Origin of the sequence: Prochlorococcus sp. MIT 0603, from assembly GCF_000760215.1 — a bacterium.
Classification (GTDB): Bacteria; Cyanobacteriota; Cyanobacteriia; order PCC-6307; family Cyanobiaceae; genus Prochlorococcus_E.
This window is the reverse complement of sequence record NZ_JNAW01000004.1, coordinates 245,510-259,694: the sequence shown is the minus strand read 5'-3', so window position 1 is coordinate 259,694 and position 14,185 is coordinate 245,510. Positions and strand designations below refer to the sequence as shown.

General features: G+C 38.1%; 12 protein-coding genes and 1 tRNA gene. 11 read left to right on the top strand and 2 right to left on the bottom strand.

Annotation, left to right across the window (positions count from 1 at the left end):
* The first annotated feature begins 95 nt into the window (after positions 1-95).
* A complete protein-coding gene (locus EV07_RS08380; protein WP_152557601.1) occupies positions 96-845 on the top strand; it encodes an N-acetylmuramoyl-L-alanine amidase in 750 nt (249 codons plus the stop codon).
* Here EV07_RS08380 and hemF read toward each other — a convergent pair.
* Positions 772-1,812 carry an oxygen-dependent coproporphyrinogen oxidase gene (gene hemF, locus EV07_RS08375; protein ID WP_036919410.1) on the bottom strand — a complete coding sequence of 347 codons (1,041 nt, stop codon included), beginning with the start codon at positions 1,810-1,812 and terminating at the stop codon, positions 772-774. The genes EV07_RS08380 and hemF overlap by 74 nt on opposite strands.
* An 84-nt stretch (positions 1,813-1,896) precedes the next feature.
* Between hemF and EV07_RS08370 the strand changes: the two genes are divergently transcribed.
* From EV07_RS08370 to EV07_RS08335, 8 genes are all read left to right on the top strand, one after another.
* Positions 1,897-2,985 carry an Mrp/NBP35 family ATP-binding protein gene (locus EV07_RS08370; protein WP_036919407.1) on the top strand — a complete coding sequence of 363 codons (1,089 nt, stop codon included), beginning with the start codon at positions 1,897-1,899 and terminating at the stop codon, positions 2,983-2,985.
* Positions 2,985-4,262: a rod shape-determining protein RodA gene (gene rodA, locus EV07_RS08365; RefSeq protein WP_081936975.1), complete on the top strand. Its 1,278-nt coding sequence runs from the start codon at positions 2,985-2,987 to the stop codon at positions 4,260-4,262. Before EV07_RS08370 ends, rodA begins: the two co-directional genes overlap by 1 nt.
* 41 nt (positions 4,263-4,303) lie before the next feature.
* Positions 4,304-5,647, top strand: coding sequence for a HAMP domain-containing histidine kinase (locus EV07_RS08360; RefSeq protein WP_052043957.1), 1,344 nt, complete (start codon positions 4,304-4,306; stop codon positions 5,645-5,647).
* 115 nt (positions 5,648-5,762) lie between these two features.
* On the top strand, positions 5,763-6,188 hold the full coding sequence (psaD, locus tag EV07_RS08355) for a photosystem I reaction center subunit II PsaD (protein ID WP_036919402.1): 426 nt from the start codon (positions 5,763-5,765) through the stop codon (positions 6,186-6,188).
* Positions 6,189-6,250: 62 nt separating this feature from the next.
* Positions 6,251-7,768: an anthranilate synthase component I family protein gene (locus tag EV07_RS08350; protein ID WP_036919400.1), complete on the top strand. Its 1,518-nt coding sequence runs from the start codon at positions 6,251-6,253 to the stop codon at positions 7,766-7,768.
* A gap of 3 nt (positions 7,769-7,771) precedes the next feature.
* Positions 7,772-8,908 carry a glutamate--cysteine ligase gene (gshA, locus tag EV07_RS08345; protein WP_036919398.1) on the top strand — a complete coding sequence of 379 codons (1,137 nt, stop codon included), beginning with the start codon at positions 7,772-7,774 and terminating at the stop codon, positions 8,906-8,908.
* Complete coding sequence (gene ppc, locus EV07_RS08340) at positions 8,905-11,919, top strand: phosphoenolpyruvate carboxylase (RefSeq protein WP_081936974.1); 3,015 nt, start codon at positions 8,905-8,907, stop codon at positions 11,917-11,919. The genes gshA and ppc overlap by 4 nt, the downstream gene beginning before the upstream one ends.
* A 3-nt stretch (positions 11,920-11,922) precedes the next feature.
* Positions 11,923-12,375, top strand: coding sequence for a hypothetical protein (locus EV07_RS08335; protein WP_036919397.1), 453 nt, complete (start codon positions 11,923-11,925; stop codon positions 12,373-12,375).
* Between the two features lie 16 nt (positions 12,376-12,391).
* On the opposite strand, the gene EV07_RS08330 is transcribed toward EV07_RS08335, so the two are convergent.
* Positions 12,392-12,465: transfer RNA gene (locus EV07_RS08330), tRNA-Arg, on the bottom strand.
* 82 nt (positions 12,466-12,547) lie between these two features.
* On the opposite strand from EV07_RS08330, the gene recF reads away from it, so the two are divergent.
* Both recF and speD read left to right on the top strand, forming a co-directional pair.
* Positions 12,548-13,666, top strand: coding sequence for a DNA replication/repair protein RecF (recF, locus tag EV07_RS08325; RefSeq protein WP_072013346.1), 1,119 nt, complete (start codon positions 12,548-12,550; stop codon positions 13,664-13,666).
* An 88-nt stretch (positions 13,667-13,754) separates the two neighbouring features.
* Entirely contained in the window at positions 13,755-14,159 is a 405-nt protein-coding gene (speD, locus tag EV07_RS08320; RefSeq protein WP_342626395.1) for an adenosylmethionine decarboxylase, read from the top strand.
* The last annotated feature ends 26 nt before the right edge of the window (positions 14,160-14,185 follow it).

Sequence of the window (14,185 nt, the reverse complement as noted above, 5' to 3'; positions counted from 1 at the left end):
TAATGATTTTGATAATTACCCTTTTGGAAAAATTTCGACTGAGGAAATTTTTATTTTTTTGTTTCTACCTTTTTGTTGCTTTTGATTTCATATCAATGATCCATGGGAAAACTTCTGATGCTTTATTAGGATCAAGAGTTGATAGAAATACTTGGTGGGTTGGTAATCATGTTGTATCACCCTCAGTTTCTATTTTGATCATGGCTGGTCATGCAGACTCTCAATTCATGAAGGGAGCTGGCACTTCTGGTGAGGCGGTAGCTTTAAAAGGTTACCCTCCAATGAATTCTAAGATGAGTGATGAACTGTTTTGGAATTTAAAAGTAAGAGATGCTGTGGTTAGATTAGGCAAAGCTAAAGGTTTGAAAATTAAATCTTATGAACCTGGTATCAGAAAGATTATTGATGATAATAATGAGAAAACAAATTGGACAGTAGGTTCTCGTTATTCCAGTCAAGGAGCGTATGTTTTGGAAATTCACTTTGATGCTTATGGGAACCATGGTCTTGGTTCAGGGTTGATTCCACCTTTAACTAATAGAATTAACAATATCGATGAGTCAATAGCAAGAAGTTTTGGCCGTTACCCTCTTTTCTTTCGTGGAGGTTTGGGAGCACCGCGACGTCAGATAAGAGTTTTGGAAATTGGTAAATTAGAGGGAGATCTTGAGAAGAATCTTCGGCAAGTAAATTCTAGCGAAAAAACAATTGATCAAATTGCCGATAGAATTGTTAATGCAATTTTAATTGGATTAAATAAAAAAGATTTATTTAATCAACAGCTAAATAAGGGCGACATTTTTCTTCAAGACTCTCATCTTCAAACCAATCTTGGGGCTTTGTAAATATTTCTGTTAATAATGCTTCTCTAGATCCAGGTGCAGCATTGAATCCATATTCCCATCTAACTAGTGGTGGCAAAGACATTAGTATTGATTCAGTTCTCCCATTCGTCTGTAGGCCGAAAATGGTTCCTCTATCCCATACCAAATTAAATTCAACGTATCTTCCTCTTCGATAAAGTTGGAAGTTCCTTTCATGCTCACTAAAAGCCTGCTCATGTCGCTTTTCAATAATTGGAATATATGAAGGCAAAAAGGCTTTGCCACAGGCCTTTGCTAAAGAGAAAAGATCTTCCCATGACAATGCTTGATGACCAATCTCTTTTGCTTTAATGGCTGCAACGCCATTAGGATCTTGTCCTTTATAGAGACTGTTTGAACCATCTTGGTAATCGAAAAATATCCCTCCAACTCCTCTACTCTCATTGCGATGCTTTAAGAAAAAATATTCATCACACCAAGGTTTAAAGACTTTATGGAGTAATGGATTTACAGAGTCGCAAGCTTTTTTATGTGTTTTATGGAAATGGCGAGTGTCTTCTAAATATGGATAGTAAGGCGTGAGATCTGCTCCCCCACCAAACCACCAGACTGGACCGGCTTCAAAGTATCGATAATTCAAATGAACAGTTGGTATATATGGATTTCTGGGATGAAGAACCATGGAGGTGCCTGTTGCAAACCACTTGTGGCCTTTTGCTTCTGGTCGTTGGTTAATGATTGAGGGTGGTAATTGTTCACCTTTTACTTCTGAAAAGTTGACGCCTCCTTGTTCAAAAATTCTTCCTTCTTTCATTACTCTTGACCGACCTCCACCTCCTTCAGGTCTTTCCCAAGACTCTTCTTCGAATTTCCCTTTAGCATCTACTTCTTCTAAACCCTGGCAAATCTCGTCTTGAAGGCCTAATAATAATGTCTTGGCTTTTTCCCTAGAGTCAAAAGGAGGCTTGGTATGGTTTGAAGATGACACTCTTTTATTTTATTTTCTTTTTATAGGCTAGGTCATTGGCATCATCTTATTAGGATTAAGTATGTATATAGATGTATTGAAATTATGTTTACCGAAGCTGATGTAAGGAAGGTATTGCTTGATATAAAAGATTCAGGAAGTAATAAATCAATATTAGAGCTTGGTTGGATCGAGAAAATCGATGTAAAAGATCAAAAAGCAATTATTAGATTAAATCTTCCTAATTTTGCCAATAGCCAAAGAGATCGTATAGCTAGTGAAATTAAAGAACTACTAAACAGCTCACAACAAATTTCACAAGTTCAAATTGAATTAAGCAATATGCCAAATAATTCCAATCAAGGTGAGATTGGAGGTGCAGGCCATGGTCAAGTTGCCCCTCTCCAGGCGATTCAAGGAGTTAAGAATGTTATTGCTGTTAGTAGTGGGAAAGGAGGAGTTGGAAAAAGTACTGTTGCCGTTAATCTTGCCTGTGCACTTTCTCAAAAGGGTTACGATGTCGGGTTGCTTGATGCGGATATCTATGGTCCAAATATCCCCATTATGCTTGGTGTATCAGATCAGACCCCAGAAGTAATTGGGAGTGGAGCTGACCAGAAAATTATCCCGATAGAAAGTTGTGGTGTAGCAATGGTTTCCATGGGATTACTTATCGATGAAAATCAGCCAGTAATTTGGCGTGGTCCAATGCTTAATGGGATTATTCGTCAATTTCTTTATCAAGCGAGTTGGGGACAAAAAGACTTTCTTGTTGTTGACTTGCCACCTGGTACTGGCGATGCACAATTATCGCTTGCACAAGCAGTTCCTATGAAAGGTGTTCTTATTGTGACTACTCCTCAGAAGGTTTCATTGCAAGATTCACGAAGAGGCCTAGCTATGTTTAAGCAAATGAATGTGCCAATTATTGGAGTCATAGAAAACATGTCTTCTTTTATACCACCAGATCAATCTGAAAGAAAATATGCATTATTTGGAACTGGTGGAGGTATGACTTTGTCCAAAGAAAACTCTGTGCCATTATTAGCTCAGTTGCCTTTAGAGATGAATACTTTAGATGGTCATAAAGAAGGCTTGCCAATTGTTTTTCAGTTTCCCAAGTCTATAACTGCCAAATCGTTTCACAACCTTGCCACAGCTGTTGTGGAAAATATTGAAAAAATAAAAAATTAATGCCTTTTATTTCTAGTTCTTATCCTAGAAAAATTGATCTTTCAAAAAAGTTAGGTCGTTTCAAGAATGGTTGGCGAAATTCAGAGCTGATACTTTGGCTTATCCCTTTGTCTTTAACTCTTTTATCTAGTGCATTAATTGCAAGTACACAGCGTCAGTCTTTTTATGTAACTTGGCATCAACATTTGATTACTGCTTCATGTGGTTTGTTTGTTGCACTTTTGATTGCTCAATTGCATATCGAAAGATTACGTCAATTGTTGCCATACTTATATATGGCAACAATTTCTAGTCTTGTAGCAGTTCAACTATTAGGAGTTTCTGCATTAGGGGCTCAACGTTGGCTGAGTATAGGGGGAGTCAATATTCAGCCTTCAGAGATTGCGAAAATTGTTGTAATCATTACTCTTGCCTCAATTCTTGAGAAACAGAAATTCAATACACCCCTGGAATTATTTAGACCAATTGCCGTAATTATTATTCCTTGGTTCTTAGTATTTATTCAGCCTGATTTAGGCACTTCTCTTGTTTTTGGAGCGATTTTATTAGTCATGCTTTATTGGTCGGGTATGCCATTAGAATGGGCATTGCTTTTCCTTTCAGGAGTTATTACAGCTGTTTTGGTCGGTTTATTTCACTGGGGGCTTTTTATATGGATTCCATATATGGGGTTTTTGGCTTATAGATCACTTCCTAGAAAAAACATCAGTTCTTTTTTAACAATCACTCTTTTAAGTTGCCTAGCATCTATAACACCTTGGCTTTGGAATAATGCTCTAAAGGAGTATCAGAGAGATAGACTAATATTATTTCTTGACCCTTCCAAGGACCCTCTTGGAGGCGGTTACCACCTTATTCAAAGCACTATAGGTATTGGTTCGGGAGGTATCTTTGGGACAGGATTATTGAATGGTCAATTAACAAAGTTACGCTTTATTCCAGAACAGCATACAGATTTCATCTTTAGTGCATTAGGAGAAGAAACAGGCTTTTTGGGAACTGTTTTAGTTTCATTTGGATTTTTTCTATTAATTCTTCGACTTCTAATGATTTCTAGAGAGGCATATACAGAGTTTGAATCGCTAGTTGTAATAGGAATAGCGACAATGATTATATTTCAGGTTGTAGTAAATATATTTATGACTATTGGTTTAGGTCCAATTACAGGTATACCTTTACCATTTATGAGTTATGGAAGGACATCCTTAATAGTTAGTTTCATGGCTATAGGTTTATGTATTTCTGTTTCTCGAAGAACAAAATCATTTAGGAGTTAGTGGTTATTCAACAATCTTCAATTAGTTCTATCCAGCGCAGAATGGCTGAGGGTGTTCCTTCGGGAAGAGTTGAAGAACATATTGTGAGAAGGTTGTGGTGGGCAGCCTTGGATATTCTGCAAGATGAAATTTTATTGCCTATGAATCTTAGTAAGGGTTTATGGCTTGCTTCACCTTTGCCGGCATTATATGAGTCAAAGTTACTCGATCAACTTGATGGATGGGCTTGGACACCTGATGAGTTCTCAGTTTTGAATCCTTCTAATGCAGGCTTATTGCCCCCAGCTTCTGTAAGGTCAATTAAGTCAATTAATCATATTAATAAGAGTAGATCAAGTGGATTTAGCAGATTATCTTTAAGACAAGAGGATGGATTTGACCCTTTATTGATAATTCTTTCTCGAGAGGTTCAGATTGCCTTAGCTTTGCAAGGCAATCCAGGAGAACGTAATTTAATAATGAGAAGTGATCCAGAAACTATAACTGATGTATTGAATATTTTAGATCAAAGGCTGAATTTCGAGAAGTCAGCTGATGCAAAAGCAATTCGCAATTCTATAGCTGATTTAGGTCCCTTAAAAAGTAATGAAGATATTCATAAGATTTTTTGGCCTCTTATTGCATCAAGACTCGCAGGACTCGCACCAAGCCTTAATATTCAAACTTATCAGGATCAGGATACCTTTGAAGAACTAGATACTAAAACCAGTGGTGAAATATCTCTTTTAGAAGCACTTACTCATGAAATCAGGACTCCTTTATCTACAATCCGCACACTTATTAGATCACTTTTAAGAAAGACTGACATGCCTGAAATTGCTATTTCTAGGCTTAAAGAAATTGATGCAGAGTGTACAGAACAAATAGATAGATTTGGTTTGATTTTTAATGCTGTGGAGCTGGAAAGGAATAATTGTCAAAAATCAAATCTAGCTAAAACTGATTTAGGCAATATTCTTGAATTACTTTTCCCAGTTTGGCAGAATCAGCTTGAACGACGAGGGGTAAAGCTTAGCCTTGATGTAACACCTGATTTGCCTGCAGTTTTGAGTGATCCAGAACGACTTGAGTTAATGCTAGGTGGATTAATAGATAGAAATACTCGTGGGTTGAGGTCTGGAGGGATGCTTTTGTTGGAGTTGCGACCAGCAGGCCAACGCTTAAAGCTAAAAATTACAAGTAATTTTTCTAATCCAAAGGAGTATGACGAGATTGCAATGGAACCAAGCTCTGACCTTGGAACAGTTTTGAGTTGGAATCCAAATACGGGCAGTTTGCAACTGACTCAAGCAGCTACACAAAGGCTATTGGCTAGCCTTGGTGGAAGGCTGACTAGGCGACGAGATAGGGGAATAACAATCTTTTTTCCTACTGCAGATGCTTGACTCTTGGTTCTTCTAATGTTGACTCGTGTGAAGGTTATTGCAGGAAAGTGATAAAAGGTACAAAAGTTAGTGCTACTTTCAACTTGTAATTGAACGAACAGTTTCCAGAACAGCAATGACTGAAGTTCTTAAAGGTAGCCTCCCTCAGAATATCGGCAGCACCGGAGGCCTTCTTAATTCTGCTGAAACAGAAGAAAAATATGCAATAACCTGGACCAGTAAGAAATCTCAGGCTTTTGAACTTCCAACTGGAGGAGCAGCCATGATGAATGAGGGTGAGAATATTATGTATTTTGCTCGTAAAGAGCAATGTCTTGCTTTAGGAACTCAATTAAGGAGTTTTAAGCCTAGGATGGAGGATTTCAAAATTTATAGGATTTTCCCAGGAGGCGATACAGAGTATCTTCATCCAAAGGATGGTGTTTTCCCTGAGAAAGTAAATGAAGGGCGCCCAATTACGAATCATAATGCTCGTAGAATTGGGGAAAACCCAAATCCTGCAAGCGTAAAGTTTACTTCTAAAAATACTTACGATTCTTGATTGAAAAATTATATATTTAGCTTTAGGTTTCTTTTTGTTGTTTAGGCTGCAATGATAAAGGAATGTCAATATCTGATCGTGACTCGTTTTTAGAAGCTGCTTCTAGAGGCCTGAATTTTATTCCTTTAGTTAATAGCTGGCCTGCAGACCTTGAGACGCCTCTCTCTACATGGCTCAAGGTCGGTCAAAATAATTCTCAAGGGGTATTGCTTGAATCTGTAGAAGGTGGAGATACTTTAGGTAGGTGGAGTGTTATCGCTTCAGATCCTTTATGGGTTGCCTCTATAAGAGGAGATCAGCTTACCCGAACTTGGAGAACCGGTCATTCTGAAGAATTTAATGGGAACCCTTTTAAATTCCTTAGAGAATTTTTAGAACCATATAAATCAGAACTTATTCCTGGAATTCCTTCCTTAGGTCAGCTGTATGGAATGTGGGGTTATGAATTGATTCAGTGGATTGAGCCAAAAGTACCTGTTTTTTCTCGTGATGAAGATCATTTACCAGATGGTATATGGATGTTTATGGATAAGATTCTGATTTTCGATCAAGTTAAACGACTAATTACGGCAATTTCATATGGTGATTTAACTTCTGGACAGAATACAGATCAGGCATATGAACAGGCTTTGAAGGGTATTCAAGAATTTCAGGGTTTCATGGCAGAACCTTTGTCCCCTGTGAAGCCTTTAAAATGGGATCCTAAAGGGACAGTTCCAGAATCAATTAACAGTAATTGGAGTAAATTAGATTTTCAGAATGCTGTTGAAACAGCAAAAGATTACATAGCAAAAGGAGATATATTTCAACTTGTATTGAGCCAAAAGTTTAATACTAAGGTGTCTCATTCGCCGTTGGATTTATATAGAAGTTTGAGGATAGTTAATCCCTCACCTTTTATGGCATTTTATGATTTTGGTGACTGGCAACTTATAGGCTCAAGCCCCGAAGTAATGGTTCAGGCTAAGCCTGTAGGTAATGGTATATCTGCAAGTTTACGTCCAATTGCAGGGACTCGTCCCAGAGGCAAGACATGTGAAGAAGATTCTAAGCTTGAAGAAGAACTCTTAGCTGATCCTAAGGAAATAGCTGAACATGTAATGTTGGTTGATTTAGGACGTAATGATCTAGGAAGAGTATGTACTCCAGGCACTGTCTCTGTAAAAGACCTAATGCTGATTGAAAAATATTCGCATGTAATGCACATTGTCAGTGAAGTTGAAGGATGCTTGCATCAAGAAATGGATGTTTGGGATTTGTTGATGGCAGCATTTCCCGCTGGAACTGTTTCTGGTGCGCCTAAGATAAGAGCAATGCAGTTAATTAATGAGTTAGAACATCATGTGAGAGGTCCTTATTCAGGTGTATATGGTTCTATGGATATCAATGGGGCTTTAAATACAGCAATTACAATACGTACAATGCTTGTTTCTAATCATTCAAAAGGAGTCTGCGATGTTGAAGTCCAGGCCGGAGCTGGTGTTGTTGCTGATTCAATTGCTGAAAATGAATTTCAAGAAACTTTGAATAAGGCTAAAGGCATGCTTACTGCATTGGGATGTCTTCAATCTCTTGTTTGATTTATGAAAGAATTGTTGCTTAAAGGATTTGAGGTGGAGCTTTTTACTGGCTCTGATACTGGAAAGCATGAAGGTGTTTCTAGTTCAGTAGTTCGTGAATTTTCTGATTTTGTAAAAGAACCAGATCAACGTAATCTCGAATATATTACAAAGCCTGAAAAACAATATAAGAAGATAAGGGAATTAATCTTGGAGCCTCGAAGAAGATTAAGAAATTGGTTGGATCTGAGAAATTTAACTATTTTGCCTGGAAGCACTTTAAGTATGGGAGATAGTAATCAATTCCAAAGATCTGATTTAACAAATCCATATCATGAATTTATTGAATTAACTTATGGCTCGAAAGTAGTTACAGCCAGCATTCATATTAATTTAGGTATAGATGATTTGTCGCTCATTTTCTCTGCGCTTCGTTTAGTTAGATGTGAAGCTGCATTGTTTTTAGCGTTAAGTGCAAGCTCACCTTTCTTAGATGGCATGGCGACTGGTGTTCACTCGCAACGGTGGATTCAGTTCCCAAAAACACCTAAAAAAGTCCCTTTATTTATAAATCATGATCATTATGTTTCTTGGATAGAAGAGCAATTGAAAGATGGGAATATGTGCAATGAACGCCATTTGTGGACTGCAGCAAGAGCTAATGGGCCTAGACGGCCTTATGAATTGAATCGACTTGAGCTTCGTATATGTGATTTGATAACCGATTGTGATGAGCTCTTGGCAATTACAGCTTTGCTTGAATTAAGAGTTATTAGTCTTATAAATAATCCAAAGAAATTAGATCCAGCTAAAATCAGCAAGCTAACTCTTATAGAACTTGCTGATTTATGTGATATGAATGAAGCAGCAGCAGCTGAAAACAGTCTTGATGCAACATTGCATCATTGGTTAGATGGGCAAGAGATTTCTTGTCGTGAATGGATAGCGCAAATTGTAGATGAGATAAAGCCTTTAGCAGAGGATATGGATCTTCTTTCTGTCCTTCTACCAATTCAAGGATTGTTGGAAAATGGCAATCAATCTATGAAATGGTTGAAATCTTTTGAAGGAGGGACTCCGTTGCCTCTTCTTATTAAGGATTCAATTCATCAAATGAAGGCTGAAGAAGATAATTCCCTTAACAAATATGGATACTCATGACTGAACCTGAAAAATTTTCGATGAAGAAAGAATCTACAGACTTACCTGTTGCTCATGACTCTAATAAAAACCTGACTAATTATGTCTCTGCGAGACTTTTACAGGATCGTTTGGAATTAGTGGAAGATCTATGGGCAACTGTTGTTCGTAGTGAATGTCCGATAGAGCAAGCAGATCGTCTACTTCGTTTGAAAAAGTTAAGCAATGCAAGTGTAATGGATGGGGGAGAGCAACGAGATCAAGTTAATGAAATTATTCTTTTAATTGGAGAAATGGATTTAGCTGAAGCGATTTCAGCAGCTAGGGCATTTTCTTTATATTTCCAGCTGGTGAATATTCTGGAACAACGAATAGAGGAAGATAGCTATTTAGAAAGTATTGGGCAAGGTCAAGTAGAAGATATCGAAAACTCTATAGATCCATTTGCTCCCCCACTTGCAAGTCAGTCAGCTCCTGCAACTTTTAGTCAACTATTTGATCGTTTACGTCGATTAAATGTCCCTCCAGGGCAGTTAGAGGAATTGCTTGGACAAATGGACATACGGCTTGTTTTTACTGCTCATCCAACTGAAATAGTTAGACATACTGTTCGGCATAAGCAAACCCGTGTTGCGAGCTTATTACAGCGCTTGCAATCAGATTCTTTGATTTCACTCTCTGAAAAGGATAGTTTGAGATTGCAATTAGAGGAGGAGATAACACTGTGGTGGCGTACAGATGAATTACACCAATTTAAACCTACTGTCTTAGATGAAGTTGATTATGCGCTTCATTATTTCCAACAAGTTTTATTTGATGCAATGCCTCAATTAAGGCGACGTTTATGCTCAGCATTGTCATATAGCTATCCCGATGTAGAAGTTCCCCAAGAGGCTTTTTGTACATTTGGTTCATGGGTTGGATCGGATAGAGATGGCAACCCTTCTGTAACTCCCGAAATTACATGGCGAACAGCCTGCTACCAGCGAAAATTGATGTTAGAACGATATATTAAATCTGTTCAAGAACTTAGAGATCAATTAAGTATTTCCATGCAATGGAGCCAAGTTAGCTCGCAGCTCTTGGAGTCTTTGGAAATGGACAGAATTCGTTTTCCTGATATTTATGAAGAAAGGGCAGCAAGATATAGGCTCGAACCTTATCGATTGAAATTAAGCTATACCTTAGAGCGATTAAAGTTAACTCATCAGCGTAATCAAGATCTTTTTGAAGCAGGTTGGCAAACATCTCTTGAAAAACCAGATTCATTAAATGATTCTCAAAACCCTATTGAAAACTTGCATTATTGCTCTATAGATGAATTTAGAAGTGATCTAGAGCTTCTCCGAAATAGTTTGGTTACCACTAATCTTAGTTGCGAGCATTTAGATACTCTTTTAACTCAGGTGAATATCTTTGGATTTTCTCTTGCTAGTTTAGATATTAGACAAGAAAGTATTCGACATAGTGATGCTATAGATGAATTAACTAGATATCTCAATCTGGATAAGAACTATTTGAAGATGACAGAAGATGAGAAAATTGATTGGTTGATGCAGGAATTGCAAACGTTGAGACCATTAATTCCTTCAGCAGTTAAATGGTCGGAAAGTACGGAAGAAACCTTTGCTGTGTTTAGTATGCTTCACCGCTTACAAAAAGAATTTGGAACTAGGATTTGCCGATCATATGTAATTTCGATGAGTCATACTGTGTCTGATTTGCTTGAAGTCCTTCTTCTTGCAAAAGAGTCTGGCTTGGTTGATATATCTTCGGAATCTTCTGATTTATTAGTAGTTCCTTTATTTGAGACAGTTGAAGATCTTCAACGTGCTCCTGGAGTAATGGAGCAGCTCTTTAATTCTGAAATTTACCTGAAATTACTACCACGTGTAGGCGAGAAATTGCTGCCTTTGCAAGAACTGATGCTTGGTTATTCAGATAGCAATAAAGATTCAGGTTTTTTATCGAGTAACTGGGAAATCCATCAGGCTCAAATTGCACTTCAGAATCTAGCTGGTAGACATGGAGTTGCTTTGCGTTTATTCCATGGCCGTGGTGGATCTGTAGGTAGGGGAGGTGGGCCTGCATATCAAGCTATACTTGCCCAGCCAAGTGGAACATTAAAGGGCCGAATAAAAATTACTGAGCAGGGTGAAGTTCTTGCTTCTAAATATAGTCTTCCAGAGCTTGCACTTTATAATCTTGAGACAGTAACGACTGCTGTTCTTCAGAATAGCTTAATTACTAACCAATTGGAGGCTACCCCAAGTTGGAATGATTTGATGGTTAGGCTTGCTGAAAGATCACGACAACATTACCGCGCTTTAGTCCATGATAATCCTGACTTAGTTGCTTTTTTTCAAGAAGTTACGCCAATTGAGGAGATTAGTAAGTTGCAAATATCTAGTCGTCCAGCACGAAGAAAAGCAGGGACAAAAGATCTTTCTAGCCTGAGGGCTATTCCTTGGGTTTTTGGCTGGACACAAAGTCGTTTTCTTTTGCCTAGTTGGTTTGGCGTTGGTACTGCTTTGGAAGAGGAGCTGAGTGCACAACCAAATCAAATTGACTTATTAAGAATGCTTCATCAACGTTGGCCGTTCTTTCGAATGTTGATTTCTAAAGTTGAAATGACTCTTTCGAAAGTAGACTTAGAAGTAGCTAATCATTATATGTCGAGTCTGGGTAGCATCGAGAATCGTGAAGCATTCAACGCTATTTTTGAAATTATTTCTAATGAGTACAAGTTAACAAAGAAATTAGTTTTACAAATAACTGGTAAATCAAAGCTTTTAAGTGCAGACCCAGCTTTACAATTATCTGTAGATTTACGTAATCGTACAATTGTGCCTTTAGGCTTTCTGCAAGTTGCTTTATTGCGAAGATTACGTGATCAGAATCGTCAACCTCCTATCAGTGAGACACTATTGGCTGAAGGTGAGGTAGGACGGACATATAGTAGAAGTGAGCTATTAAGAGGTGCATTGTTGACAATTAATGGAATTGCAGCGGGCATGCGTAATACAGGTTGAGATGTGCTCCCATTCCAAAATCAAAAACTCTCAACCCTCCCTCCTGGCTTCATATTGGAGTTAAACAAAGCTCCATCAGCTCAGGAAGTTAATAGATTGCTTTTACGTTGCAATTCACAGACTTACTCTTCAAAGAAATTAGCTTTTGCGTTGGCAAATAGCTTTTGCAATCTTTCTATTCTTGACAAGAAGACCACGAAGCTTTGTGGCTTTGTTCGTATTACTACTGATCAAGGTTTAAATGCCAATCTTTGGGATTTGGTTGCAGCACCAGGTCAATATCAACGAAATTTTTTAGCTGTATTAATCCACCATTCCCTTGTGATTATTAGAAAGCAATTACCTGGATGTAGTGTTTCAGTGCCGGCACCGCCAACTGCAATAAAAGCGTTAGAGAATGAAGGATTCATTATTGATCCCAACGGAATAAGGAGTATGGCTTATCGGCTTAAATAAATATTGTTTTGAGTAACGAGCATGGAGGGACTCGAACCCCCGACCGTCAGAACCGGAATCTGATGCTCTATCCAACTGAGCTACATGCCCACAATTCGGCTTTTTGCCGCAACATGAGAACTAAGAAAGTCTCAATAGAGCTACCTTAGCTAAAGGTGCCACAAGTACGATCATCCTTCAGCAACTAGAACTGATTAATTTCCGTAGCTACAGACGCTTAAAACTGACATTAGCGGAAAAACGTCTTTTGGTAATAGGTCCTAATGGTGTGGGTAAATCAAACCTTTTAGAGGCGGTTGAGTTGCTTGGCACCTTACGTTCCCACCGCTCTAGCAGTGATCAAGATTTAATTTATTGGAATGAAGATAGTGCGATGCTTCGTGCTATTACAAGTAATGATGACCAACTTGCATTGGAGTGTAGGAAAAAAGGAGGAAGAAAGGCTTATCGCAATGGTAAATATTTGTCACGTCAATTGGATTTATTAGGACCACTTAGATGTGTAAGCTTTAGCGCACTTGATTTAAACTTGGTTAGAAGTGAACCATCACTTCGGCGGAATTGGTTGGATAGAGTTGTTCAGCAATTAGAGCCCATTTATGGCGATCTAATATCACGATTTAATAGATTGTTGCGGCAGAGAAACCAGCTTTGGCGTAAATGGAAAGAGTCTTCCCAGAGAGATAACTATGCTCTTTTAGATGCTTTTGATGCTCAAATGGCACTTGTAAGCACTAGGATTCATCGCCGCCGTAAAAGGGCATTGAATCATTTACAACCTCTTGCGGCTAAATGGCAGAAAAGACTTAGTAAGGGGCAAGAGCTGCTGGAACTGCAATATTTACCTGGCAGTATTTTGGAAGGAGATGAGAAAGAATTGGATTGGAGATTATCTATTGAAAAACAGCTTGCTAAGCAGCGTGATGATGAGGAGAGATTGGGAGTTTGTAAAGTAGGTCCTCATCGAGATGAAGTCGTTTTTTTGCTTAATAGTGCTCCAGCAAGGAAGTTTGGATCTGCTGGGCAGCAACGAACTCTTGTTTTGGCTTTGAAATTAGCCGAGTTGGAATTAGTGGGATCCATATATCAAGATCTTCCTATACTGGTGTTGGATGATGTTTTTGCTGAATTGGATCCAATGCGACAGTTTTTACTTCTTGAAGGAGTTGGAGAGGATCATCAATGTTTAATTAGTGCAACACATTTGGATGCATTTGAAGGGAATTGGAAAAAGCAATCTCAGATTCTTGAATTAGGATTACATCAGGATCAAGTTCTTGAAGTCGGTTAAGGTAAGTATCGTGTGAAAGTTTGAGATGAAAGAAACTTCTTCGTGCCTTGAATCAAGTGCTAACGGGAATCATTCTAATCAAGTTAATATGAGGGAATCTAATTTTGAAGCTTCCGGTGAAATCATAGGTAGGCATTGTATTCTTGAGCTTTACCAATGTGACCCTTGCAAACTGAATGATGAGCCATATATTAGGACAACTCTTAGTTCAGCATCAAAGGTTGCAGGCGCAAAGCTGCTGAATATGATTACTCATAGATTTCAACCTCAAGGAATAACAGGTTTAGCCCTGTTAGCGGAATCCCATATTTCGATTCATACATGGCCCGAAAGTCAATATGCAGCAATAGATGTATTTACTTGTGGACATAAGATGTTACCTGAAAAAGCATGTGAATTCTTATCTAGAGAGTTTGATTCCACAACTCATTCTCTGAAGAGCTTTGATAGAGAGACATCAATCAAAACTGATCATCTTAATAGAAAGTTTTAACTGACAAACTTATTACTTTTATTGAA

Bases quoted from the DNA above. Each gene is read 5' to 3' on its own strand.
- EV07_RS08380 (WP_152557601.1), top strand. From the start codon at position 96: ATGATCCATGGGAAAACTTCTGATGCTTTATTAGGATCAAGAGTTGAT.
- EV07_RS08370 (WP_036919407.1), top strand. From the start codon at position 1,897: ATGTTTACCGAAGCTGATGTAAGGAAGGTATTGCTTGATATAAAAGAT.
- rodA (WP_081936975.1), top strand. From the start codon at position 2,985: ATGCCTTTTATTTCTAGTTCTTATCCTAGAAAAATTGATCTTTCAAAA.
- EV07_RS08360 (WP_052043957.1), top strand. From the start codon at position 4,304: ATGGCTGAGGGTGTTCCTTCGGGAAGAGTTGAAGAACATATTGTGAGA.
- psaD (WP_036919402.1), top strand. From the start codon at position 5,763: ATGACTGAAGTTCTTAAAGGTAGCCTCCCTCAGAATATCGGCAGCACC.
- EV07_RS08350 (WP_036919400.1), top strand. From the start codon at position 6,251: ATGTCAATATCTGATCGTGACTCGTTTTTAGAAGCTGCTTCTAGAGGC.
- gshA (WP_036919398.1), top strand. From the start codon at position 7,772: ATGAAAGAATTGTTGCTTAAAGGATTTGAGGTGGAGCTTTTTACTGGC.
- ppc (WP_081936974.1), top strand. From the start codon at position 8,905: ATGACTGAACCTGAAAAATTTTCGATGAAGAAAGAATCTACAGACTTA.
- speD (WP_342626395.1), top strand. From the start codon at position 13,755: ATGAGGGAATCTAATTTTGAAGCTTCCGGTGAAATCATAGGTAGGCAT.